The organism is Saccharothrix coeruleofusca (genome assembly GCF_017876325.1).
GTDB lineage: Bacteria > Actinomycetota > Actinomycetes > Mycobacteriales > Pseudonocardiaceae > Actinosynnema > Actinosynnema coeruleofuscum.
This window is the reverse complement of record NZ_JAGINV010000001.1, coordinates 2,807,938-2,830,706: the sequence shown is the minus strand read 5'-3', so window position 1 is coordinate 2,830,706 and position 22,769 is coordinate 2,807,938. Positions and strand designations below refer to the sequence as shown.

Sequence of the window (22,769 nt, the reverse complement as noted above, 5' to 3'; positions counted from 1 at the left end):
CCGGGTCGAATCGGCGCAGGAACGTCTGCCACAGCCGGTCCACCCGTGCCGCGGTGACCTCTTCCCGGCCAGTGCTGAAGTGCCACAGCCACAACGGTTTCGGGGTGGCGGTGCCGGGCAGAGGCTGAACGTGCAAACGGATCCAGGTGCCTTCCACGATCGGTAGCACGTCCTCGTGCTCTGTCCAGGCGCCGACCCGCGTCAGCTTGGTGTGCAGGCGGTCCCAGGACTGGGCATGCGCTGCGCCGTAGCGGGTGCTGTCAGTGGAGGTGGACTGTGCCGGGGCCGGCCGGGTTGGTGAACCCGAACCGGGGTCCGTGACGGACGGGGCGCCCGCGCGTGCCGGGCGCTCTGGCCGGAGCGGGAGAACGCAAGACTCGATCGGAGCGCAGCCGGACCAGGACCGGGACCGGGAGATCGGCTGGCAGGAACGTCAGCCGGACACCGTCGTAGCCACTGCCGGCGACGGTCCGGATCTCCGGGTCGCCGGTCTGCCAGTGCCCGGCGACTATCAACCGGTCCACCACGTCGCACAGCGTCCGGCAACGCGGTCCAGGAGCTGCGACCCGGTTCCAGCGCGGCGACGAAGGAGTAGGGCCAGCCGGGGATCACCTGGGCTTGGCCGGCCCTTGCCCCGGCCGTAGGTGTGGCGGAACAGTCGCTATGGGCTGGTGTCGGCGTCCGGGCGCAGCCAGTGGCTGATGTCGATGGCCGGCATGATGCGGCCATCGTTGTCGCGCGGAATCGGTTGGCGGGCAACGATACCGCGGAACCGGTCGGTGTCGATCCGCCCCTGGTTCAGCGCCTGGTACAGGGTGCCATGGCCGCGCCGGTGCTCTGGCGTCAGCGACAACTCGACCAGCGAGGTGACCGGCCCGTCGGCACAGAGTGCCGCATCGGTCAACTCGAACAACGCATCCGCTCGTGCGGCGAGACACTGGTGGAACCGTTCACGGAACCGAGAAAGGTCCCCGGTGCGGCGCCCGCGCCGGTGTGATGCACACCGATCATCGAAGCCCTTGGTGTGATCTCCCATCTGTCGCAAGAAGGATGATCAACCAAGGGCTTCATCCATGATCAACCAGGACGCCGTGCCCGTCCTGCAACGCCCGCCCTACATCGCCTGGCCACACAGCGGATCCGACTTTGCCGGGACCCTGGGGATTGACCCCACGTGTGGAATTTGTGGTCCGATCAGTCCACCGAGCGACGAGCGCATGGATGCTCCGTACCGGCCTCCCGGACGCTTTCGCGTGGTTCTCCAACGGTTCGCAGGCCAAGATGCCACCTTTGAGTGCTGAATCTCGTCAGGAGTTGACGGGAGCCGTGATCGTCAAAGGAGGGAACACGCAATGAGCAGGACGGTAAGAGCCGGGCTCGCCACGGTGTTGGTCGGCTTGGCCTTCGCAGGCGCGACCGGTCTGACGCCCGCCGCGTCAGCGTCACCAACGGCCAACGAAGTTCGCAATACAGGCACGATCGGCATCGGTGCCATCCAGGTGTTCGACGGTCAATACAAACATCCCGGTCAGTACGATGACCTGATTCCAGGCGGGCGCTTTTCGGGCTACGCCCACACCGCAGGCCTTTACGTCGGGCCGGGATTCTGCGTAAGACTTCGCGGTTGGCTTTACGGGACCGAGCAAAATCCCCCGCCTCCGTCAGGCCTGACGGACCCTCAACTCCTTCCAGGTGGAACAAGCGGAGCTCAATGGGAGCTCAGTGACGCCTACCCTGGTTTCGACGCGAGGGCATTGCCGGCCAGCGATCCTGGCTGTCAAAACCCGTAACCCAGCGCCAACGCCGAACAGTCCTCGACACCTGAGTAGTCACACTGACAGGGCCTGGCGCGTCCAACAGCTCCTTGGCGGCGAGGAGGCTGTCATCGTGGAGAAGGCTGGCCCGCTCGCTGATATTTCGGCGTCCGGGTCGGCCTGAGCCGCTTAGTGATCAGTTCAGAATGAGTTTGCGCAGGCAGATGATCGAGCAGGCCGGACTCAGGATGGCTTGGTGGACGTCGGCTCGTCGTTCGGTGCGGATGCGGAGTCGTCGGAAGCCTTTGAGCCAGGCGAAGGTGCGTTCGACTGGCCAGCGGACTGTGCCCAGGTCGAAGGCCGGTGGTCGTCCGCCGTGTGAGCCCAGGGACGCTCGGCGGGCGATCTGGTCCTTGCGTTCGGGGCAGGTGAACCGGACGTGGCGGGTTCGCATGGCCTGTCGGGTCGAGGTGTGCGAGTAAGCCTTGTCCGCGGTGACCGCCTCGGGTCGGACGCGCGGGTGGCCGGGACCGGTGCGGGCGACGCGGATGTCGTCGAGCAGCGGCAGCAGTTGCGGGTTGTCCCCGGCCTGGCCGGGTGTGATCAGGATGCGCATCGGCAGGCCGCGTCCGTCGACCGCCAGGTGGATCTTGGTGCTCAGCCCGCCCTGGGAGCGTCCGAGTCCTTCCCCGTCGATGGCGAGGGCGTCGACCCCAGGGATGGCATCCCCCTTTTTTCCGGGCCCCGGCGGCGTGCCGGTGGGGCCCGGACGACGCTGGGGTCGACGCTGATGACCCACTCCAGCTCGCCGACCGAGTCGTCCTTGACGATCACGCGGTCCGGGTCCGCAGCCGTTCGTGCGCGGTCTTCCGCGGCCCGTACCGGTCGGGCAGGTCCCGCCAGGGGCGCCGGTGCGCAGCTTCCACAGGATCGCGTTGATCACCTGACGGTGATCCCGCCACCTGCGACCACGCCCCGACACCGGTAACAACGACTCGATCGCCGCCCACGCCCGATCGGTCAGCTCACCACGGCCTACCACCCACCAGAACTATCAGACACCCTGATCACAGACTTACAGGACACTGCCTAGGCGGAGCCATGCGCAAAGCCCTCCCCGCGGCCGTGGCGTTGGCCGCGGGCCTCACCCTGCCCGGCGCGGCCCACGCGGCACCCGGTGTGACGTTGCTGTCGGACACCCTGCTCGACCGCTCGGGCATCTACTTCGTGTCCTACGACGGGCTGGTCAACAACAACGCCTTCCAGCAGGACGCCATTCTCACCCATGCGGGTTACCAGTACGCCGCCTGGTACACGGCGAGCCGGAACGCTGTAATCGCCCGCCGCTCCTTGGCCGACAGCACCCGGTGGGAGACCGCGACGCTGCCGCACACCCTGAGCGCCAACGACTCCCACAACGTGATCTCGCTGGGCATCTCGCCGCAGGACGGCACCCTGCACGTGGCGATGGACACCCACAACACCCGCCTGTACTACGCGAAGTCCGTCGACGGGCTGGCCTCGCGGCCCGCCGCGCACCAGTGGGGATCAGCGGTGTTCGGCGCGGTGCAGCGCACGCTCGGCGGGGCCGAGCTGGGCGACATGACCTACCCGCAATTCGTCGTCACCCCGGAGGGCGTCCTCCAGTTCAGCTACCGGACGGGGGGATCGGGTAACGGCGTCAACGAGCTCGCCGAGTACTCCGGCGGATCTTGGCGCAAGCTCGGCGCGTGGAGCTCAGCGACCGGGAACTACACCGGCCCCAACGGCGTGGTGTCCACGACGCGCAACATGTACCTGCACGGCCTGACCTACGACCACCGAGGACGGCTGCACGCGGCGTTCACCTGGCGCGAGGGCAACACGGGCGTGCTGTGCAGCTCCGGCGGCCTGGCCAACCACGACACCGGTTACGTCTACAGCGACGATCGCGGCCGGACCTGGCGCAACGGCGAGGGGGCGGTGGTGGGCACCACCGGCCGGGCCAGGGTCGGCATCGGCTCGCCGGGCCTGGTGGCCGACCCCCTCGACCCGAACCACGGCCTGATGAACCAGGAGGGGCAGGCGGTCGACTCCACCGGCACGCCGCACGCGGTGATCAGCTACGTGCCCGGCCGGTTCACCCAGTGCGTCACCAGCTACGCCCGGCAGCGCGCGCAGTACGCGCGCGCGTTCCACCTGGTGCGCGGCTCCGACGGCCGGTGGACCAAGCGCGAGGTGCCCGTGGCCCCCGGCCACACCCAGCGCACGAAGATCGTCTTCGACCGGGCCGACAACGCCTACCTGATCATGCCCAGGGGGAGGATCGTGTCGGCGAGCAAGGCCAGCGGGTGGACCGACTGGGCCCTGGTGTTCGACAACCCGGCCATGAACGCCTTCGGCGAGGTGAACGTGGACACCTCCCGGCTGCCCGCTGAAGGCGTGATCTCCGTGCAGTACCAGCAGATCTCCAGCGGCACGACGCCCTCGCCTGTCAGAGTGGCCGACCTCCGCCTAGGTTGACAGGAGAACCCGATGCGCACCCGCTTGCACACCGCTGTGCTCGCCGTGGCCGCGACGCTGGTCGCCCTGCTCGTCCGCGCCCCCGCGGCCGAAGCGGTCGGTCCGGCCCCGCACTACCTGATGACCGCGTTCACCAACACCAGCGAGTCCAACATGTACGTCTACGACTCGCCGGACGCGACGGACTTCGCACTGGTCAGGGCCAACGCCTACACCCCGCCGACCGGCCTGATCCGCGACCCGAGCGTCATGCGGCACACCGATGGCCGCTACTACGTCGTGCACACCACCGGTTGGACCGGCGACACCATCGCCTTCGCCCGCAGCACCGACGGCGTGAACTGGACCTTCCTGCGGACCCTCACCGTGGGGCTCAACGGCGCCACCGGCAGCACGTGGGCGCCGGAGTGGTTCAAGGACACCGACGGCAGCGTCCACGTGATCTTCTCCGCCTCGCGCGAGGGCGTCGGCGGGCAGTTCCGCCCGTACCGGATCACCGCCACCCGCGGCGACCTGTCGAGGTGGACCGCGCCGACCCCGCTGGGCATCCCGGCGAACTTCATCGACAGCTTCCTGGTCAAGGTCGACGGCACGTACCACAACTTCCTCAAGAACGAGACCACCAAGTACGTCGAGCACGCGGTAGCGCGGTCGCTGGCGGGACCGTGGCACTTCGTGGGCACCGGCGACTGGGCGGGCTGGGGACCGGGCCTGGAGGGGCCCGCCCTGGTGCAGCTGCCCAACGGGCGGTGGCGGATCTACTTCGACCAGTACGGCGCGGGCCGCTACTTCTACGCCGACACCCCGGACCTGCGGGCCTTCGGCGCGAAGGCGGAACTGCCGGGCCTGTCCGGCGTCGCTCGGCACTTCACCGTGCTGCGGGAGGAGGTCGGGGACCGCACCGCCGTCCCGGCGGGCAACCGCTCGCTGCGCTCGGTCGACCACCCCGACCGGTATGTGCGGCACCGTGACAACGTCGCCTACCTGGAGCCGGTGAGCACGGCCCTGGACCGGCAGGACGCCACCTTCTCCGTGGTGGCGGGCCTGGCGCACACCGACTGCTACTCGTTCGAGTCGTCCAACTACCCCGGCCACTTCCTGCGCCACCGGGGGACGGCGCTGGTGCTGGGCCGGTTCGACGGGTCGGCCGGGTTCCGCGGCGACGCGACCTTCTGCGGCCGGGCCGGGCTGGCGGGCCGGGGGACCACGTCGTTCGAGTCCTACGACCACCCCGGCCACTACCTGCGCCACGCGGGCCAGGAGATGAGGGTGGAACCACGGGAGTTAGGCGGGAGGTTCGCCGCTGACGCCTCCTTCAGCGTGGTCGCGCCGCTGGCCTGACCGCCACGGCGACAGGTCCAGGCCGGGGTAGCGCAGCGCCGTGCCCGCCAGCGTCTCCTCGGTCCAGAACGGGTGCCCCGGCGGCGGGAAGCCGAACAGCGCGAGCTGCCGGGGCGTGGCGCGCTCCACGAACCGGTACCAGGCGGGCTCGTGGCCTGCCGCGACCCACCCCGTGCGGTGCCCCCACTCGACCTCGGCGCGCCGGTAGCCCAGTTGCATCGAGTAGCGCGCGCCGCCGGGGCGGGACAGGCCGGTGCCGCGGTGGAAGGTGCCCGTCTCGAAGGCCACCACCGTGCCCGCCGGTCCCGCGGCGGACACCTCGTGCGCGTACAGGGCGGCATGCCCCGGTTCGACGAAGTCGTCCGCGATGTCGGCCGGACCGGGGACCAGCCAGTTCGGCTTGGCCCCGAACCCGGTCGTGCGCGTCCTGGGAACCAGGTGCGGCGGACCCAGCTCCTCGGGCACGTCGACCAGGTAGACGAACATCTCCAGTTGCCGGAAGCGCGGGTCCGCGCTGGGCACGGTCACCGTGTGGTTGAGGTAGTCGCGGTGCAGTGCCTGGTCGTAGTCGGCCGCCCCGGTGTACTTCGCCCACGCCTCGGCCGTGTAGAGCCGCAGGTCGTCGTCCTCCAGCAGGGTCCGGGCGAGGTCGATCAGGAGGTCGTGCACGGCCAGCAGGCTGATCTCGGTGCTGGCGAAGGGGAAGCTGTCGATGCCCGCGAACTCGTCTTCGAGGAAGCGCTGCCGCCGCGGGTCGCTGCCGTCGTGGAACGCCTGCGGTGAGGGGAACATCAGCTCCAGTTCGGCCAGCGCCGGGCGCAGCACCTCGGCGGGCAGGTAGCCGGGCAGGACGGCGAACCCCTGGTCCCGCCGGCTCTTCACGGCCGCGCTCAGCTCCACCCGCCCACTGTCGCAGCCCGGATTCGATACGGTCGAACGAGTTTTCGCCGCTGCGGAGAGGCACGCCCATGGAACTCAGCGCAGAGCTGGTGGTCGACGGGTGTCCGCCGTCGACCCCGGTGCTGTCGCCGGACGGCCGCTGGGTGGCTTACGCCGTGGCCCCCATCGGCCGCACCGGCGAGCACCCGTCGAGCCGGTTGTGGGTCACCGCGGCTGGCGGCAGCGCGCCGCCGCGGCAGCTGGACCTGCCACCGGCCCACGTGTCGTGCCCGCAGTGGGCCTCGGACTCCGAATCCCTGTTCTTCCTGTCCGACCACGGCTCACCGGGCGTGGCGCAGCTGCACCGGGTCGGCCGCACCGGCGGGGACGTCCAGCGGCTGACCGACTGGCGCGTCGGGATCGACGCCTGCCGCCGCTCGGCCGATCCCGACGTGGTGGTGATCATCGCCGCCGACGAGCCCGCCGAGCCGGAGAACCCGGCTGACGCCTGGGTGCGCGGTCGTCCGGCCCCGTCCCGGCTGCGGTTGCTCGACCTGCGCACCGGGCGGGTCCGCACGCCCGCGTCGTTCGGCGGCAGGCACGTGGTCGACGCGGTCCAGCGCCCCGACGGCGGGCCGCTGGCGGTGCTGACCTGGTCCACCCCGGACATCGATCCCGGCCTGGTCAACCCCGCGCTGCACCTGCTCGACCCCGGCACCGGCGAGGCCCGCGACCTCGGTCCCACCCCGGCCGACGCCCACTCGCCCGCGTGGTGGCGCGGCGAGGGGTGGCACCTGGCCTACCTCGCGCTCACCCCGCCGGGGCTGCACGGCGGAACCGCCGTGTTCGACCTGGAGGTGCCCGACACCGGACCGGCCGGGGCGCACCGCAACCTCACGGCCCGCCTGCCCGCGTGCCCGGCGGAGCTGGTCCAGGTCGACCGAGGTGCGCCGCTGGTGCTGGTCGCCGACGGTCTGGACACCGCGATCCACCGGTTGGCACCCGACGGCCCGGTGCGGCTGTCGCGGATCAGGGGCCGGGTCGGACAGCTCAGCGCCGACCGGGGCGGTGACGTGGTCGCGGCGGTGGTCAGCGCGGCCGACGAGCCGCACGACGTGCACGCGGGCCCCGTCGGCGGTCCGCTCACCCGGCGCAGCGACACCCGCCCCGAACTGCGCGGCATCCGGTGGGGCGACCAGCAGCGGCTGTCCTGGCAGGCGGGCGACGGGCTCGCGCTGGACGGCCTGCTGGTCCTGCCACCGGGGCGTTCCCGGCAGGACGGGCCGTTCCCGCTGGTGACCCTGGCCCACGGCGGCCCCTACGACCGGTACGCCGACGAGTTCGTGCTGCACTGGGCGCCGTCCGGGCAGTGGCTCGCGCACGCCGGGTACGCGGTGTTCCTGCCGAACCCGCGCGGCGGCCAGGGCCGGGGGCACGACTTCGCCGCCGCTGTGGCGGGCGCGGTCGGCCAGGAGGAGTGGACCGACGTCCTCAGCGGGATAGACCTGCTGGTCGCCGAGGGCGTCGCCGACCCCGACCGGCTGGGCATCGGCGGGTGGAGCCACGGCGGGTTCACCGCCGCCTGGGCGGTCGGCCGGACCGACCGGTTCGCCGCCGCGGTGGTGGGCGCGGGGATCAGCGACTGGGGGATGCTGGCGGCCACCGGCGAGTGGGGCGCGTTCGAGGCCGCGCTCGGCGGCAGCACCGGCTGGGAGGGCGTCGGTCCGCACCCGCACGACCGGCTCAGCCCGATCTCCTACGCCTCGGCCATCCGCACGCCGGTGCTGATCCTGCACGGGGCGGAGGACACCAACGTGCCGCTGTCGCAGGCCGAGTACCTGCACCGCGCCCTGCGCCGGTTCGGCGTCGAGCACGAGTACGTGGTCTACCCCGGCGAGAACCACTCCATCCGCGGGCGCGAACACCAGATCGACGTGCTCCGCCGCACCCGCGCCTGGTTCGACAGGTGGCTCACCCCGTCCACGCGGTCGGTCTGACAGGCGAACCGATCGCGCCGCTGCCGCGAACACCGGGTGGTGAGAGGGGGAGCGATGGATGTGATCGGGTCCTGCGCCGCGGTGGAGTACGCCAACGAGCTGCACGCCACCGTGGAGCGCTGCGCGCTGCGGCTGGGTTGGCCGCTGGTGCTGGTGGACGGCAACGTGCACCTGGCCACCGATCGGGGAGTCGTGGGCCTGCTGGTGGGCGCCAGGTTCGGCGGGCACCTGCTCGGCGAACTGCGCGGCCGGGGCTGGGAGGTCCCGGTGCTGGCGCTGCCGGGCGTCGCGCTGCGGTGGGCGTTCCTGGTGCGGACACCCGTCGGGCCGGTGCCCCGGCTGCCCGCCTGGGCGCGCGTGGTGAGCGGTCCCCAGCTGCTGCCCCTGCCGCCCAGCGTCACCGGGCACGGCCCGGCCCGGTGGGTCCACGCGCCCACCGGGCACCCCGCCTGCGTGCCGCCGTTCGCCGCCGCGTTCGAGGTGGTCCTCGCGGCGGCGAGTCACGCGATCGGGTGATGCCGCGCTGACCTGAGCGGTCGGGGTATCTGCGCCGCCCCGACGCCCCCTGGGTTGGTATCCGTCTTGGATGCGCCAATCGGGGGTATGAATGCGTACGAAGAGCGCCCTGTCGGTGCTGCTGCTCGCCGCGGTGGTCGGCGGGTGCGGTGGGACCGAGCCGGGCGGCCCCACGGGGGAGGGGACCGGGGTGACCTCCTCCGCCGCCGACCCGACGACCTCGCGGGAGGGGACCACACCGGAGAAGCCGGACCGGCCCCGCCGCACCACGGACGAACCGCCGGGGGTGCCGCCGAAGGTGCCCGGTGTGCCGATCAACGTGCCCGAGAACTTCGGCCTGGAGCAGACTTGGCGCGACTTCGAGGCCAACGCCGTCGAAGTCCTCACCTCGCTGTGCGGGGGCACGCTGTGCGTGAAGATCGTGGTCCGGCCGATGCGGCCGACGCCGGGTGATTGCCGGATCGTCGACTTCTCGCCGAAGCGGGTGCGCTCCGGTGACACCTTCACCTTCATCCTGGACAGCCCGTGCCGGGAGGAGGGGACCGCCGAGGAGACGACCGAGGAGACGACCGAGGAGACGACCGAGGAGACGACGGGGAAGACGACGGGGATGACCACCGAAGCAACTACCGAGGTCACCACCGCTTACCCGGTCGAGACGCCGTGAGACCGCGGTCCCACCGCCCCGCCGAGAGCGGGGACGTCGACCTGGCACGCCCCAGGGCGCTGCGGCTGCTCGGCGCGGTGGCCGCGCCGACCACCCTGCTCGCCGCGCTGCTGTACTTCTTCGGCCACCAGCAGGCGCACCACTTCTACCGCTACTTCGGCGTGGAGCAGACGCTGCTGGACCTGAGCACCGAGTACTACCTGTCCCGCAGCGTGGAGGGCCTGTACCTGCCGCTGGCCTACGGCTCTGCGGGCGTCCTGCTGGCGCTGTGGACCTACCGCTTGCTGCGCGCCCGGCTGTCCGACGCCGCGTGGCGCGTCCTGCTGCAGGTGGCCGCGCCGGTCGCGGTGGTCACCGGGCTGACGATGGTCGGCTGGGCGCTGGCCGCGGCGGCCGACCCGGAGCCGGTGATCCACCTGGTGGGCCTGCCGGGACTGGCCCTGGCGGCGGGGGTGCTGCTGGTGGTGTCGGCGTCGCGGTTGCGCACCGCCGCGGATCGCACAGGGGTGCGCCGCCCACCCGCCGGTGCGACAGCCGAGTGGGTGGCGGTCTTCGCGCTGGTCAGCCTCGGGTTGTTCTGGGCGGTCGGGGACTACTCCGCGGCGGCGGGGCGCAGCCGGGCGCAGCGCCAGGAAGCGGTGCTGCCGCTGCTGCCCGAGGCCGCCCTGTTCAGCGCGGAGGGCTTGGCGCTGCCCGAGTCGGTGCCCAGGGTGGAGTGCTCGGACTCGGCCTACCAGTACCGCTACGACGGGCTCCGGCTGGTGGTCCAGTCCAGCGGCCAGTTGCTGCTGCTGCCGTCGGACTGGACCCCCGGTGCCGAGGCGTTCGTGCTGCCGCGCACGGACTCGACGCGGCTGCAGTTCAGCTCCGCGCCGGAGCGGTCACCCCGGTGCTGACGCACGTGACCGCCCGATCCGGTAGCGGGCCAGCGCGTCCGCCAGCTCGCCCCTGTCCTGCGCCTCCACCAGCGCCGAAGCCACTTCGCGCAGCTTGGTGTTGGTGCGCTGGGAAGCCTCCTTCAACAGGCCGAAGGCGTCGTCGGTGCGGCAGGCGAAGTGGCGCATCAGCAGGCCCTGCGCCTGGCCGATGACGTGCCGGGTGCCCAGCGCGGCGGTCAGGTGCTCCACCATCCTGCGGTTGTGGTGGAACAGCCGGGCGTTGTCGAACACGACTCCGGCGTGCACGGTCATCAGCAGCGTCACGTCATGGGTGTGCTCGTCGAACCCGTGCGGCTCGCGCGAGAGCAGCGTCAGCGCTGCGGCGGGGGAGCGCTCGGTGGGCACCGGCAGGCTCAGGCAGCTGCGGTAGCCGTCCTCGGTCAGGCGTGCGAGGTACTCCGGCCAGCGGTCGTCGGACAGGGTGTCCTCCACCCTGCGGGGTTCCCGGTAGCGCAGCACCTCGTGGATCGGTCCGGCGTGCCGGGGATCGGCGGGCGGCAGACCGTCGGTGGCGGCCGCGGTGTCGAACCCGGCACCGCTGAGCACGGTGATCATCGCCTGGTCGCAGCCGTGCACGGTGCGCACCAGGTGGTCGACGAACCGCCGCAGGGCGGTGGAGACGTCGTCCTCCTCCAGCAGCCGCGACACCCGTGCCAGCTCCCCGGCCAGCTCCGCCACGTGGTCCGCCACCGCACCCTCCCCGCTCGCACACCGGACGAGGTCTGGTGTCCCACGACCGGGCGGCGGTGAAACCCGGTGGCGCTACGTCAGGCGCGGGACGCGCAAGTCGTCCCTGAGCTTGTCGCGCGACAGCGCCGGGCTCGGCGCCGTCGCCGACTCGGCCATGCCTGCCAGCTGCTCGCGGGCCGCTTCGACGCTGCCCACCCTAGGCCGCCAGCCCAGCTCCTCGCGGGCGCGCGTGGTGTCCACCACGGGGGAGCGGGTGCCCACGTCGAACCAGCCGGGTGACATGCCGATCGCCCGCAGCCGCCACAGCAGCCCCACCGCCACGCGCATCACCTCGCCGGGGACGGGCACCGCGCGGGCACCTGCCAGCCGGGCCAGGTCGTGCTCGGTGAGCACGTCGGCGGCCAGGTTGAACGCGCCGCCCGCCCGCAGCCGCAGGATGCGCGCCACCGCGTCACCCACGTCGTCGGCGTGCACCAGCTGCACCAGCATCCCGGCGGGCAGCGGCAGCAGCGGCACCTTGCCGCGCTGGAGGAGCCGGAGCAGCCACTGCGGGACGATCGGGTCGAAGAACAGCGCGAGCAGGCTGGCCGAGGTGGCGGACTGGGCCACCAGCGTGGGGCGGATGACGCTGACGGTGGTCTCGGGGTTCTCCGCGGCGAACCGGCGCACCGCCTGCTCCGCCTCGACCTTGCCCGCGGCGTAGACCGAACCCGGCACGCCGGTGGTCGGCCACGTCTCGTCCACCGGCTGCCTGCCCGCCGGGGCGTAGGCGGCGATGGAAGAGGTGTGCACGACGTGCGGCACGCCCGCGCGGCGGGCCGCCTCCAGCACCGCGGCGGTGCCCTTGTGGTTGGTGCGGTGCAGCCGCTCGCCCTGCCGCAGCGGCTGGATCATCCACGCCAGGTGCACCACCGCGTCGGCACCGACCATGACCTCGTCCAGCACCTCGGGGGCGCGGTCGTCGCCCAGGTCGCAGGCCCGCCAGGTGGCCGCGTCATAGGGCGGCTCCGGCTGCGGCGGGCGGCGGCAGATCCCGACGATCCGGTGGCCGCCCTCGGCGGCCAGCGCGCGGAGCACGCCGGTCCCCACGTTGCCCGACGCGCCGGTGATCACGATCTTCACGACTGGTGCTCCATCCGCTCGGGTGGCGTCCCGTGCCTGTACCCAGGCCGTGCCGGGTCAACCGCCACGGCCGCTCAAGGCACCGGATCGTGGATGCGCAACGCCCAGCCCGCGCCCAGGTCGGCCGTGGCGGGGACGACCACGACGGTGTCCGCGGCGTGGCTGAGCCCGCGCAACCGCCGGCCCGCGCGCCGGTAGAACCGCAGCTGCACGCGCCTGCCGAACAGCCGCCAGCCCAGCCGCATCCACCACGGCGCGCGCGGGTGCAGCTGCGAGTAGCTGCGCGCCACGAACTCGACCTCCCCACTGGCGTGGTGCTTGACGACCTCGTAGTCGACCCGTCCGCGCTCCAGGTGGCCCCGCAGGGTCTCGTAGCTCCACCCCCACGTCGTGCGCTCGTCGTCGGCGTCGTCGCGGACCGCGGTGACCCGCACGCCCATCAGGAACCGCAATCCCGGCAGCCGGGCCTCCAGCAGCATGTCGCGGCCCAGCAGCTCCGAGCCCGCGGCGTGGAAGGCCCGGATGATCTCCGGCGGGGTGAACTCGTAGGCCGCGACCAGTTCCCGCGCCCGCCGCCACAAGCCGCGCCCCTCGGGCGGTCCGGGCGCTTCCCTGCCCAGCACGTGCCGGTGCTCGTCGAAGACCCACTCCGGCGGCCGGACCTCGCCGGGGGAGTAGTTGAGGTCCCGGTCGCGCAGGCCGCGCAGCACCGAGGCGGGGTCGGTCCGACCGGGCAGCACCACGCGCACGACGACTCCTCACGTTGTCCGACCAGGTGGGTTGCCGCTGGGAACCGGCGCAAACGACGCACGTCCGGCGGAGGAAAAGCCTTTGGTCGCAGCGCCACCCGACTTCCGGACGGTGCTGGGCGCCCCGCGGCTTGCCTAGCTTGGCGGGGTCCCCACAACTTGATCCGAGGATGAACGATGACCGCAAGCAGAGGGAGCCGGGCGGCCGCCGTGGGCGCCTGCCTGGCGATCGCGGCAGGAGGCGTCGCGGCACCCGCGGCGGTGGCCGCGCCGTCGTTAACCCAGTTCTACCAGCAGGACGTCGAGTGGGCGCCGTGCGACACCTGGCCGGGCCTGCAGTGCACCCAGGTGGTGGTCCCGCTGGACTACCGCGAGCCGGACGCCGAGCGCATCTCGATCGCGGTCAGCAAGCTGCCCGCCGCCGACCCGGCCCGGCGCCGGGGCGTGCTGCTGCTCAACCCCGGCGGTCCCGGCGGCTCGGGCCTGTCGCTGCCGCTGGAGTTCGCCACCCAGCGGATCGCCCGCAGCTACGACATCATCGGGTTCGACCCGCGCGGCGTGGGAGCCTCCACGCCGCTGCGGTGCGAGCTGGAGAGCGACCCGCCCCTGCTGACCCGGCCGACCGACGCGCAGCTGGAGCTGTTCACGTCGAACGCGCGGGCCAGGGAGGACGCCTGCCGCCGGGCGGCGGGCGGCATCCGGCCCCACGTCAACACCCCGAACACGGCCAGGGACATGGACGTCGTCCGGGCGGTGCTGGGCGAGCAGAAGATCAACTACCTGGGTTTCTCCTACGGCACCTACCTGGGCGCGGTCTACGGTTCGCTGTTCCCCGGCAAGCTCGACCGCAGCGTGCTGGACTCGGCGGTGCACCCGGACTGGATCTGGCGCGAGCAGTTCAGGGCGCAGTCCAGGGCCATCCGCGACAACGTCGACGAGTTCATGACCTGGGTGGGGCAGCGCCACGGCGTCTACGGCTTCGGCACCTCCCGCGAGGAGGTGCTGGCCACCAGCGAGGCGCTGGGCGCCAAGCTGGCGGTGACGCCGTGGCAGTCCGAGATCGACCTCAACACCTACGACATCGTCGTGGGCTCGAACGCCCGCTACCGGGAGATCTGGCACGAGCTCGCCTCGCTGATGAAGGTCATCCGCGACGACGTGGAGGGCGCGGCGCCCGGTCCCGAGCTGCTCGCCGACGCGACCAGGGCCGCGCGGGTGCTGCGCGAGCTGGGCATCGCCGAGACCATGTCCGGGGTGTTCCAGACCGTCACGTGCGAAGCGGACTGGACCACCGACCTGAACACCTACTACAGCGACATGCGCGAGTTCCGGGCCAAGTACCCGTATGGCTGGGGCGTCCTGCGCGCCGCGCCGAACGAGTGCACGTTCCGCAGCTTCACGCCGACCGAGCGGGTGACCGACCTCAAGCGCGTGAAGTACCCGGCGGGGTTGGTGGTGCAGGCGGAGTTCGACCCGCAGACGCACTACGACGGCGGACCGGCGATGGCCACCAGGCTCAACGAGCCGCTGATCTCGGTGGCCGACGAGGGCATCCACGGTCTGTACTCCCGCAACGACTGCGTCACCGCGCTGGTCGACCGCTACCTGGTGGACGGTGTGCTGCCCGGTAGCCGCACGGTGTGCGCGGGCACGCCGAGGCCGGACGTTCCCGCCGACGAGCAGGCGGGTGCCGACCTGCGCCCGCAGGCCCAGCCGAGTCCCACGCTCGAGCGCGAGATCCGGGCGTTCATCGACGAGAAGAAGCTGATGGGGCACCACTTCTGAGCCCTACCGCCACGGGTGGTCCGGACCGCTCCGGCGTCCGCACCACCCGTGGCGCGGTGTGCGCGCCACGGGCCCGAGTGGGATGTTGGACCACACGGACGACGGGGAGGCGGAGCGGTGGCGAAGACCGTGGCGTTGCTGGGCACCGGCTTGATGGGCGCGGGCATGGCCCGCAGCGTGCTGCGCGCCGGGTTCGACGTGGTGGTGTGGAACCGCACCGCGGCCAGGGCACGGCCGCTGGCGGATGACGGTGCGACCGTGGTCGAGCAGCCGTCGCGGGCCGTCGAGGGCGTGGACGTGGTGGTCACCATGCTGTTCGACGCCGACGCCACCGCCGAGGTGATGGCCGGGGTGCTGCCGTCGATGGGCGGCGACGCGGTGTGGGCGCAGTGCGGCACGGTCGGGCTGGACGGCACGCGGCGGCTGGCGGAGCTGGCCCGCGAGCACGGCGTCGGCTTCGTCGACTCGCCGGTCCTGGGCACCCGGCAGCCCGCCGAGAACGGGCAGCTGGTGGTGCTGGCGGGTGGCCCGGTCGCCCTGCGCGACGCGGTGGTCCCGGTGTTCGACGCCATCGGCTCGCGCACGGTGTGGGCGGGGGAGCGGCCCGGCGACGGGCACCGGCTGAAGCTGGCGGCCAACGCCTGGGTGCTGTCGATCACCGCGGCCACCGCGCAGTCGCTGGCACTGGCCCGAGGCTTGGGGCTGGACCCGGCTTCGTTCCTGGACGTGATCTCGGGAACGGCCACCGACAGCGCCTACGCCCAGCTCAAGGGGCGGGCCATGCTGTCGGGGGACCTCGCGCCGTCGTTCGGCATCGACGGCGCGGTCAAGGACAGCGAGCTGATCCTGGCGGCGATGCGCGGGACCGGGGCGGACGACCGGCTCATGCGGGCGCTCAACGAGCAGTACCGCGAGGCCGCGGCGCTGGGCGACGGGGTCGAGGACATGGCCGCCGTCATCCGGGTCCATCGCGGCTGATCTCCTCTCCGAGCGCGGGTCCAGCGGAATCAGGCGACTGCGACCGGCCCGCGACCAGTCGATTCGAACTGATCAATGATTTCAGTGTTGACAGAATTTAAATCGGTGCGGGGCGGACCCCGCACCGATCACCCCGATCAACCGAAAGCGGCCGTGACGAGAACAGGGCTCGTCCGCGGGCAGCACCCACGTGACGCGCATCTGCTGGTCCCTGGTCGGTTCGGATCACCCCGACTGTTCCTCGGGGTGGGCGATGATCACCCGGTCGGTTGGCGGGTCAGCCGACCGGGCTGTGGGAGGGCATCCCGGTGACCGGGCGGCCGGTGGCGTCGGCGATGGCCGCGGCGATGGCCGCCGCCGCCGGGGGGAAGGCGAGTTCGCCCGCGCCGCCCAAAGGCGCGTCGGAGGGGACGATGAGGGCGTCGATGTCGGGTGCCCGGTCGATGCGCGCCCAGGTGTAGTCGCGGAAGGACGATTCGACGACTCGGCCTTCGCGGACGGTGATCTGGGCGCCCAGGACGGTGGAGACGGCGTCCATGACGCAGCCCTCGACCTGGGCGCGCAGGCCGGAGGGGTGCAGTGCGCGGCCGACGTCGACGGCGGCGGTGACGCGGCGGACGCGGGGCTGGTCGGCGCGGGCGTCGACCTCGGCGATGACGGCGATGGCGGAGCCGTACTCGGCGTGGCAGGCGACGCCGAGGGTGTGGCCGTGGCGGGGACGGCGGTGGTGCTCGCCTGCGGTGTCGAGGACGCGCAGCAGCCGGGGCTGCTGGGTCAGCAGGCGTTTGCGCAGTTCGACCTGGTCCCAGCCGCCGAGGGTGGCCAGTGCGCTGAGGAAGACCTCCTCGGCGTAGGCGAGGTGGCCTGCGTAGACGGAGCGCCAGAAGCCGGTGCGCAGCGGTGCGGGTTTGATGACGACCGTGGGCGTGCCGGGCACGGAGTAGGGGAAGTGGTTGCCGTTGACCAGGACGAGTGAGGGGTCGGTGGGCAGGGGCAGGACGGTCAGCGGCCAGGTGGCGATGTCGTGGGAGCGCCAGGTGGGCAGGCCGGTGGCGTCGGTGGTGGCTTGCAGGCGGTGCACCGACATGGGGCGGTAGGAGTCGTGGCGGGTGTCGTCGTCGCGGGTCCAGAGGACCCTGACGGGTGCGCCGGTGTGGCGGGAGCACAGGGCGGCTTCGGCGATGTAGTCGAAGTCGAAGCGCCTGCCGAAGGCGCCGCCGGTGAGGGTGGGTTCGACGCGGACGGTGTCGGTGGGCACGCCGAGGAACCGGGCGAGGGTGACGCGCAGGTTGCCGGGGTCCTGGGTGGGGACCCACGCGGTGGCGCCGTCGGGTCGGACGTGGACGGTGGCGTTCATGGGTTCCATGGGGGCGTGGGCGAGCAGGGGCAGGGAGTAGGTCGCCCGCAGTGCCACGGGGGAGGGGGCGGTGGGGGCGGGCGGCAGGGCGGCGGTGAGGTCGGTGAGCCAGGCGCGGCTGTCGGCGGTGGGGGTGCCGCCGGTCCAGGTGCACTTCAGCGCGGCGCGGGCGGCCAGCGCGGCGGCGGTGGAGCGGGCGATGACGGCGACGCCGCCCTGGGGCCCGGTGTCGGGGTCCAGGCGCAGCACGTCGACCACGTCGGGCAGGGCGCGGGCGGCGGTGTCGTCGACGGTGTCGAGGCGGGCGCCGATCCAGGATGGTCGGGCGACGACGGCGACGAGGGTGCCGGGCGGTGCGGTGTCGATGCCGTAGCGGGCGCGGCCGGTGACGATGTCGCGGGCGTCCACGCGGTGGGCGTGGCGGCCCAGGACGCGCCACTGGTCCTCGGGGGTGAGGGTGACCGGGACGGTGGTGGGGTCGAGTGCGGCGGCGTCGTCGACGAGTGCGGCGTAGGGGAGTTTGCCCTTGCGGCGGTGGTGGACGACGCCGTCGCGGGCGGTGCACTCGTCGACGGGCACGCGCCAGCGCTGGGCGGCGGCGGTGAGCAGCAGGCAGCGGGCGGTGGCCGCGGCGCGGCGCATGGGGTCGGCGAGCTGGGGGACGGAGGTGGAGCCGCCGACGGTTTGGATGCCGTAGCGGGCGGTGTCGCCGGGGGCCTGCTCGACGCGCACGGAGTGCAGGGGGACGGCGAGTTCCTCGGCGATGAGCATGGTGACCACGGTGCGCACGCCTTGTCCGCTGTCGGGGCGGGGGATGGTGGCGGTGACGCGGCCTTGGCGGTCGACGCTGACGAAGACGTTGGGGGTCAGGCCGGTGGGGGAGGCCAGGGCGGGGACGGGCAGCGCGACGGAGAGGGCGCCCAGTCCGGCGGCGGCGAGGAAGCCGCGGCGGCCGATCACGACTGGGCCTTGCGGGTGTACTGGGCGGCCAGGCGGACGGCGGCGCGGATGCGGGAGTAGGTGCCGCAGCGGCAGACGTTGTCGCGCAGGGCGCGGTCGATGTCGTCGTCGTCGGGGTCGGGGTTGGCGGCCAGCAGTGCGACGGTGCTCATGATCTGGCCGGGTTGGCAGTAGCCGCACTGGGCGACGTCGAGCTCGATCCAGGCGCGCTGCACGGGGTGGTCGCCGTGCTCGGAGAGGCCTTCGACGGTGGTGATGTCGTGCTCGCCCGCTTCGGCGAGCGGGGTGACGCAGGGGCGGGCGGCCTGTCCGTCCACGATGGAGGTGCAGGCTCCGCAGGCGCCGATGCCGCAGCCGTACTTGGGGCCGGTGAGGCCGAGTTGTTCGCGGAGCACCCACAGCAGGGGGGTGTCGCGTGGTGCTCGGACTTGGTGGTGTTTCCCGTTGACCTGGAGCCGGAACTGGTCCACGCCTGCCTCCTGATTGCACGTACTGCCATCTTGGCAGTCACTGCCACATTACAGATCTCCTGGCAGTCACTGCCAGGAGTGGTGGAACATGGCGGCGTCGGAAGGCACGAGTGCCCGAAGGGGCGGTCTCAGCGCAGTGAGGTGCTCGGGGCCCCGCCGCGGCGGGGCCCCGAGCCGGTCAGCTCCCCTCGGCCTGGCCGGTGCTCCCGCTGGTGCGGTCGGTGAGCAGTTCGGCCAGCGCGTCGCGGATCTGCGGCGGCAGTTGCCGGTAGACCACCTCGGCGATCCGGCGGGCGTTGGCGGCCGGGGCGTCGCTTCCCTGCGCGGCAGCCGCCGCGGTGGACACCTCGTTCGAGGCCCGCAGCGCCGCCAGCAGGTTGGTCTCGTCCTCGGTCAGCTCCCCGGCGTGCGCGTCGAGCTTGACCTCGACCCGGCGCGAGGTGGCCTCGGCGCTCTGCGCGCTCCACATGCCCTGGATGGTGTTGTTGACGATCGAGCGGTCGGGTTGGCCGTCTCCGTCGGTGTCGTAGCGGCGCTGCTCCATCTCGTCGAGCACGGCCTTGGCGATCTCCTGCGCGCTGGGCAAGATGTCTCCTTCCAGAAGCGCGGCCAGCTGTTCGCGCGTGCCGCGGTAGGCGTTGCCGTCGATGCGGCCGTTGGGGTAGTTGGCCACGGCCAGGCTGCTGGTGAACTGGGCGATCTCGGTGTGCAGGCCACCGAAGCTGGGCCAGTACTCCGGGCCGAGGGCGAACTGCTCCTTGCGGCGCACCACGTTGTCGGGGTAGAGCGAGTGCCACAGCGGTGGCAGGCCGGACAGGTTGGGCGAGCCCATGCGCCCCTGCCAGTACCAGCGCGGGATGTAGATCAGCGGGGAGGCGTAGCCCGCCCGCCGCAGTTCGTCCACCAGCGCCCGGATCGAGGCCAGCGTGCCCGCGCCGTCCTCGATGTCGAGGATCACGGGGGTGTCGGTGGAGACCATGGCCCGGATGTTGGCCAGTTGGCTGCCCACGTCCGAGCCCCGCATGTAGTGGTAGGCCGCGACCAGCATCCCCGCCGACCGCGCGCGGCCCAGCTGGTCGTGGTAGTTCGGGGACCGCCAGGTGGCGCCCTCGGTGGCCTTGATGATGGCGAACTCGATGCCCTCCCGCCGTGCGGCGGCGAAGTCGAAGCCCGGCTGGTAGGCGGAGACGTCGACGCCGTAGATCACGGGCGACCTCCTGGAGTAGTAGTTGCGGTGCCGTTCGGTCCACTGCGTGATACGTGTGCTGGTGGCGATCGGATCACCCGAATCCCGGGCAAGTGATGCCGCCGCCTGCGCATCGGGAGGTCGCCGGGGACCGGCCTGCTCGGCAGGCGGCCCCCCACCACGTGAAAAGGACCGCGCGAGGCCGCGGTGACGACCGCGGTGGTACGCGCGAGCCCTTGCCCCCGGTGGCGCGAATTCCCCCGTGACCTGGAAAACCCCGGGAAGTCCCGGTGTGCCCGATGTGCCACTTGTCCCTGCGGTGGTGGTCCGGTTGCCAAGTCGTTTCCCAGATTCATGGATCGGTAGGTGTGTGTCAAAGCATTACCCGGTAGTAGTGCGACTTACCACTCGATTGCGCTACTTAGGGGTTGCCGATGGCGACATCGGCAGCAGGGGCGGGGGTCCGATCGCACACCGCGAGCGGACAGCGGCACCCGACTGACCGACGCCGACCACCGGGCCGCCTTCGGCGCCGCAGGCGTGCCCGACCGACCACGACCGCGGCACGGACCGGGCACAGGGACGCCTCCGGGTGGTCTGCGAATGGTGTCGCCTACTAGTAGAGCGCGTTCCCGGTCCCCGTTCGCCCGGTTTCGCACATGACGTGGCCGGCGATTCCGCCGATGACGCGAAATGCGGCCAGCGGGCCGCTGCGGTCGATATGAGGACTGTTCACAGTGGCGTCCCCCTCGGATGGTCCCCTCCGTGCGGGCGGTTCCGCCTCATCGGAATGCGACCGGGTATTTCATGGGAGGTCCGTCGCCTGCCGCTGGTCACGATGCGGATCGCGACTGAAGTGGATAATATTTCCACTTGCTACTCTGGCCCCATGCCGGACCGTCGGCCGATGCGCGTGGACGCCGCGCGCAACCGCGACCGGGTGCTGTCCGCCGCGCGCGAAGCGGTGGCGCGCGGTGACACCTCGTTGCAGCTCAACGAACTGGCCCGACGGGCGGGCGTGGGCGTGGGCACCGTCTACCGCAACTTCCCCACCCGCCAGGCGCTGCTGGAGGCGCTGTCGGAGGACCGGCTGCTGGCCCTGCTGGCCGAGGCGAGTGCGGCACTGGCCGAAGCCGACCCGAGTTCCGGGCTGCGACGGCTGCTGCGCGCGGTGCTGGACGTGCTGCTCGCCGACGAGGCCTTCGCCGAGGTGCTGGCCACCCGGCAGGAAGCCCGCAGCGCCGCGGCCGGGCTCAAGACCCGTTTCGACCGCGCCGCCGAGGACCTGATCACCCGTGCTCGCGAGGCGGGGGCGCTGCGGGCGGACGTGGACGCGGAGGACCTGCGGCTGATGGTGTGCGGGGTGGTGCACGCCGCGCGCAACAACGGCGGCGACACCGACTCCGCCGCCGAGCGCTACCTGGCCGTTCTGATGGCCGGGCTGCACTCTGACCCACGGTCAGCCGCACCCCGTTGCGGCACTCGGTCCCTTCCGCCGGAGTGAACGGCTCATTACGGTCAGTGTCTGGGAGCGTTCCCAGAACTCGACAACAAAGGAGTCGTCGTGCGAAGCCTGCTGCGATGGGCCGCCCTGCTGGCGGCCGGGATCTCGACCGCGGGGTTGGTGGTGGTGGGCGGGAACGGAGCCGCGGTCGCCGTGCCCGCCTGCACCGTGGACTACGTGCCCAACCAGTGGTCCGACGGGTTCACCGCCGACGTCACCGTCACCAACCGCGCCGCCCCGGTCAGCCAGTGGGAGCTGAGCTGGACTTTCCCCGGAAACCAGGCGGTGATCTCGGGGTGGGGCGCCGAGGTGCGGCAGACCGGCGCGAAGGTGGTCGCCACCAGCCTCGCCTGGAACGGCTCGCTGGCCACCGGCGCCAGCGCCCGGTTCGGCTTCCAGGCCGGCTACCAGGGCGCCAACGATGCCCCGGTCGACTTCGCCTTCAACGGTGTCTCCTGCAACGAGGACGCGCCCACGACGACGACCACTACTACCACCACTACGACCGGGAACCTGCCGGTCGACTGCACCACGGCGACCGTCTGCGACGATTTCGAGGCCCACTCCGGGAGCACTCCCGGAGCGCCGTGGACAGTCGGCGCGGCCAACTGCACCGGCACCGGCCGGGTTTCCGTCGACAGCTCCGTGGCCCACAGCGGCTCCAAGTCGGTGCGCGTGGACGGCAAGGCCGGGTACTGCAACCACATCTTCTTCGGCGCGCCGCTGAGCGGCAGCGTGGTCCACGGCCGCTTCTACGTCCGGCACACCACGGCCCTGCCCGCCGCGCACGTGACGTTCCTGGCCATGAAGGACACCTCGGACAACAACCGCGACCTGCGCATGGGCGGGCAGGGCACGAAGCTGCAGTGGAACCGCGAGTCCGACGACGCCACCCTGCCCGAACAGAGCCCGCAGGGCTTGGCCCAGAGCCCTCCGCTGCCCACCGGCGAGTGGAACTGCGTGCGCTTCAGCCTCGACAACGGCAAGCTGACCACCTACCTGGGACAGCAGGAGATCGCGGGCCTGAAGGTCGACGGCGTGCCCACGCCCGACATCGACCGGCAGTGGCTGAACAGGCAGGGGTGGCGGCCGACGGTGACCGACATCCGGCTGGGCTGGGAGAGCTACGGCGACGGCAGCGACACCCTGTGGTACGACGACGTGGCCTTCGGCCCCTCGCCGATCGCCTGCTGAGGTGCGCGCACGCCTCCGGGCGCCGTGGGGGGAGACGGCGTCCGGAGGCTGGTCGAAGGGGTCGGCGCGGCGGTCGCCTCTCGGCGAGTGGCACGACGCGGCTCCAGCCGAACGGTATTCCGCGAAGGCGTTAGGTGAGGCCCGGGGACACGGACCGCACCGACCGCTCCGTACAACGGC

General features: G+C 72.1%; 20 protein-coding genes. 10 read left to right on the top strand and 10 right to left on the bottom strand.

What is annotated here, in order from left to right; genetic code table 11:
* Positions 1 to 260: 260 nt before the first annotated feature.
* From JOF41_RS38250 to JOF41_RS13070, 3 genes are all read right to left on the bottom strand, one after another.
* The gene (locus tag JOF41_RS38250) at positions 261 to 524 is read right to left on the bottom strand and encodes a transposase (RefSeq protein ID WP_307867707.1); all 264 of its coding nucleotides are present in this window, start codon (positions 522 to 524) and stop codon (positions 261 to 263) included.
* Between the two features lie 137 nt (positions 525 to 661).
* Positions 662 to 913, bottom strand: a complete 252-nt coding sequence (locus tag JOF41_RS36990; RefSeq protein WP_244989578.1) for a transposase — start codon at positions 911 to 913, stop codon at positions 662 to 664.
* 1,037 nt (positions 914 to 1,950) lie between these two features.
* Entirely contained in the window at positions 1,951 to 2,796 is an 846-nt protein-coding gene (locus JOF41_RS13070; protein ID WP_372448479.1) for an IS5 family transposase, read from the bottom strand.
* A 59-nt stretch (positions 2,797 to 2,855) separates the two neighbouring features.
* Between JOF41_RS13070 and JOF41_RS13065 the strand changes: the two genes are divergently transcribed.
* Both JOF41_RS13065 and JOF41_RS13060 read left to right on the top strand, forming a co-directional pair.
* On the top strand, positions 2,856 to 4,256 hold the full coding sequence (locus JOF41_RS13065) for a BNR repeat-containing protein (protein ID WP_209619038.1): 1,401 nt from the start codon (positions 2,856 to 2,858) through the stop codon (positions 4,254 to 4,256).
* A gap of 12 nt (positions 4,257 to 4,268) precedes the next feature.
* Positions 4,269 to 5,597 carry a glycoside hydrolase family 43 protein gene (locus tag JOF41_RS13060; RefSeq protein ID WP_209619036.1) on the top strand — a complete coding sequence of 443 codons (1,329 nt, stop codon included), beginning with the start codon at positions 4,269 to 4,271 and terminating at the stop codon, positions 5,595 to 5,597.
* Here JOF41_RS13060 and JOF41_RS13055 read toward each other — a convergent pair.
* Complete coding sequence (locus JOF41_RS13055) at positions 5,541 to 6,479, bottom strand: phytanoyl-CoA dioxygenase family protein (RefSeq protein ID WP_209619033.1); 939 nt, start codon at positions 6,477 to 6,479, stop codon at positions 5,541 to 5,543. The genes JOF41_RS13060 and JOF41_RS13055 overlap by 57 nt on opposite strands.
* Before the next feature lie 86 nt (positions 6,480 to 6,565).
* On the opposite strand from JOF41_RS13055, the gene JOF41_RS13050 reads away from it, so the two are divergent.
* From JOF41_RS13050 to JOF41_RS13035, 4 genes are all read left to right on the top strand, one after another.
* On the top strand, positions 6,566 to 8,473 hold the full coding sequence (locus tag JOF41_RS13050; protein WP_209619030.1) for a S9 family peptidase: 1,908 nt from the start codon (positions 6,566 to 6,568) through the stop codon (positions 8,471 to 8,473).
* Between the two features lie 54 nt (positions 8,474 to 8,527).
* Positions 8,528 to 8,989: a hypothetical protein gene (locus JOF41_RS13045; protein ID WP_209619027.1), complete on the top strand. Its 462-nt coding sequence runs from the start codon at positions 8,528 to 8,530 to the stop codon at positions 8,987 to 8,989.
* A gap of 91 nt (positions 8,990 to 9,080) precedes the next feature.
* Positions 9,081 to 9,656 carry a hypothetical protein gene (locus JOF41_RS13040; protein ID WP_209619025.1) on the top strand — a complete coding sequence of 192 codons (576 nt, stop codon included), beginning with the start codon at positions 9,081 to 9,083 and terminating at the stop codon, positions 9,654 to 9,656.
* Positions 9,653 to 10,552 carry a hypothetical protein gene (locus tag JOF41_RS13035; protein ID WP_209619022.1) on the top strand — a complete coding sequence of 300 codons (900 nt, stop codon included), beginning with the start codon at positions 9,653 to 9,655 and terminating at the stop codon, positions 10,550 to 10,552. The genes JOF41_RS13040 and JOF41_RS13035 overlap by 4 nt, the downstream gene beginning before the upstream one ends.
* Here JOF41_RS13035 and JOF41_RS13030 read toward each other — a convergent pair.
* From JOF41_RS13030 to JOF41_RS13020, 3 genes are all read right to left on the bottom strand, one after another.
* Complete coding sequence (locus JOF41_RS13030) at positions 10,538 to 11,284, bottom strand: GAF and ANTAR domain-containing protein (RefSeq protein WP_189223515.1); 747 nt, start codon at positions 11,282 to 11,284, stop codon at positions 10,538 to 10,540. The genes JOF41_RS13035 and JOF41_RS13030 overlap by 15 nt on opposite strands.
* A gap of 72 nt (positions 11,285 to 11,356) precedes the next feature.
* Positions 11,357 to 12,406 carry an NAD-dependent epimerase/dehydratase family protein gene (locus tag JOF41_RS13025; protein ID WP_189223516.1) on the bottom strand — a complete coding sequence of 350 codons (1,050 nt, stop codon included), beginning with the start codon at positions 12,404 to 12,406 and terminating at the stop codon, positions 11,357 to 11,359.
* 74 nt (positions 12,407 to 12,480) lie between these two features.
* Positions 12,481 to 13,155 (bottom strand): DUF1990 family protein, encoded by a 675-nt coding sequence (locus JOF41_RS13020; RefSeq protein ID WP_209619018.1) that lies wholly within the window; start codon positions 13,153 to 13,155, stop codon positions 12,481 to 12,483.
* 177 nt (positions 13,156 to 13,332) lie between these two features.
* On the opposite strand from JOF41_RS13020, the gene JOF41_RS13015 reads away from it, so the two are divergent.
* Together JOF41_RS13015 and JOF41_RS13010 are read left to right on the top strand one after the other, a co-directional pair.
* A complete protein-coding gene (locus tag JOF41_RS13015; RefSeq protein WP_209619015.1) occupies positions 13,333 to 14,940 on the top strand; it encodes an alpha/beta fold hydrolase in 1,608 nt (535 codons plus the stop codon).
* Positions 14,941 to 15,057: 117 nt separating this feature from the next.
* On the top strand, positions 15,058 to 15,918 hold the full coding sequence (locus JOF41_RS13010) for an NAD(P)-dependent oxidoreductase (RefSeq protein WP_209619012.1): 861 nt from the start codon (positions 15,058 to 15,060) through the stop codon (positions 15,916 to 15,918).
* 277 nt (positions 15,919 to 16,195) lie between these two features.
* On the opposite strand, the gene JOF41_RS13005 is transcribed toward JOF41_RS13010, so the two are convergent.
* The 3 genes from JOF41_RS13005 to JOF41_RS12995 form a co-directional block, all read right to left on the bottom strand.
* Positions 16,196 to 18,235: a xanthine dehydrogenase family protein molybdopterin-binding subunit gene (locus tag JOF41_RS13005; protein ID WP_209619009.1), complete on the bottom strand. Its 2,040-nt coding sequence runs from the start codon at positions 18,233 to 18,235 to the stop codon at positions 16,196 to 16,198.
* A complete protein-coding gene (locus JOF41_RS13000) occupies positions 18,232 to 18,705 on the bottom strand; it encodes a (2Fe-2S)-binding protein (protein WP_189223521.1) in 474 nt (157 codons plus the stop codon). Before JOF41_RS13000 ends, JOF41_RS13005 begins: the two co-directional genes overlap by 4 nt.
* A gap of 178 nt (positions 18,706 to 18,883) precedes the next feature.
* Positions 18,884 to 19,912, bottom strand: coding sequence for a glycoside hydrolase family 25 protein (locus JOF41_RS12995; protein WP_209619006.1), 1,029 nt, complete (start codon positions 19,910 to 19,912; stop codon positions 18,884 to 18,886).
* An 868-nt stretch (positions 19,913 to 20,780) separates the two neighbouring features.
* On the opposite strand from JOF41_RS12995, the gene JOF41_RS12990 reads away from it, so the two are divergent.
* Together JOF41_RS12990 and JOF41_RS12985 are read left to right on the top strand one after the other, a co-directional pair.
* Positions 20,781 to 21,395: a TetR/AcrR family transcriptional regulator gene (locus tag JOF41_RS12990; RefSeq protein WP_209619003.1), complete on the top strand. Its 615-nt coding sequence runs from the start codon at positions 20,781 to 20,783 to the stop codon at positions 21,393 to 21,395.
* A 60-nt stretch (positions 21,396 to 21,455) separates the two neighbouring features.
* The gene (locus JOF41_RS12985; RefSeq protein ID WP_229795576.1) at positions 21,456 to 22,589 is read left to right on the top strand and encodes a cellulose-binding domain-containing protein; all 1,134 of its coding nucleotides are present in this window, start codon (positions 21,456 to 21,458) and stop codon (positions 22,587 to 22,589) included.
* Positions 22,590 to 22,769 lie beyond the last annotated feature (180 nt).

Coding starts and splice junctions, on each gene's coding strand:
- JOF41_RS13065 (WP_209619038.1), top strand. CDS start 2,856: ATGCGCAAAGCCCTCCCCGCGGCCGTGGCGTTGGCCGCGGGCCTCACC.
- JOF41_RS13060 (WP_209619036.1), top strand. CDS start 4,269: ATGCGCACCCGCTTGCACACCGCTGTGCTCGCCGTGGCCGCGACGCTG.
- JOF41_RS13050 (WP_209619030.1), top strand. CDS start 6,566: ATGGAACTCAGCGCAGAGCTGGTGGTCGACGGGTGTCCGCCGTCGACC.
- JOF41_RS13045 (WP_209619027.1), top strand. CDS start 8,528: ATGGATGTGATCGGGTCCTGCGCCGCGGTGGAGTACGCCAACGAGCTG.
- JOF41_RS13040 (WP_209619025.1), top strand. CDS start 9,081: ATGCGTACGAAGAGCGCCCTGTCGGTGCTGCTGCTCGCCGCGGTGGTC.
- JOF41_RS13015 (WP_209619015.1), top strand. CDS start 13,333: ATGACCGCAAGCAGAGGGAGCCGGGCGGCCGCCGTGGGCGCCTGCCTG.
- JOF41_RS12990 (WP_209619003.1), top strand. CDS start 20,781: ATGCCGGACCGTCGGCCGATGCGCGTGGACGCCGCGCGCAACCGCGAC.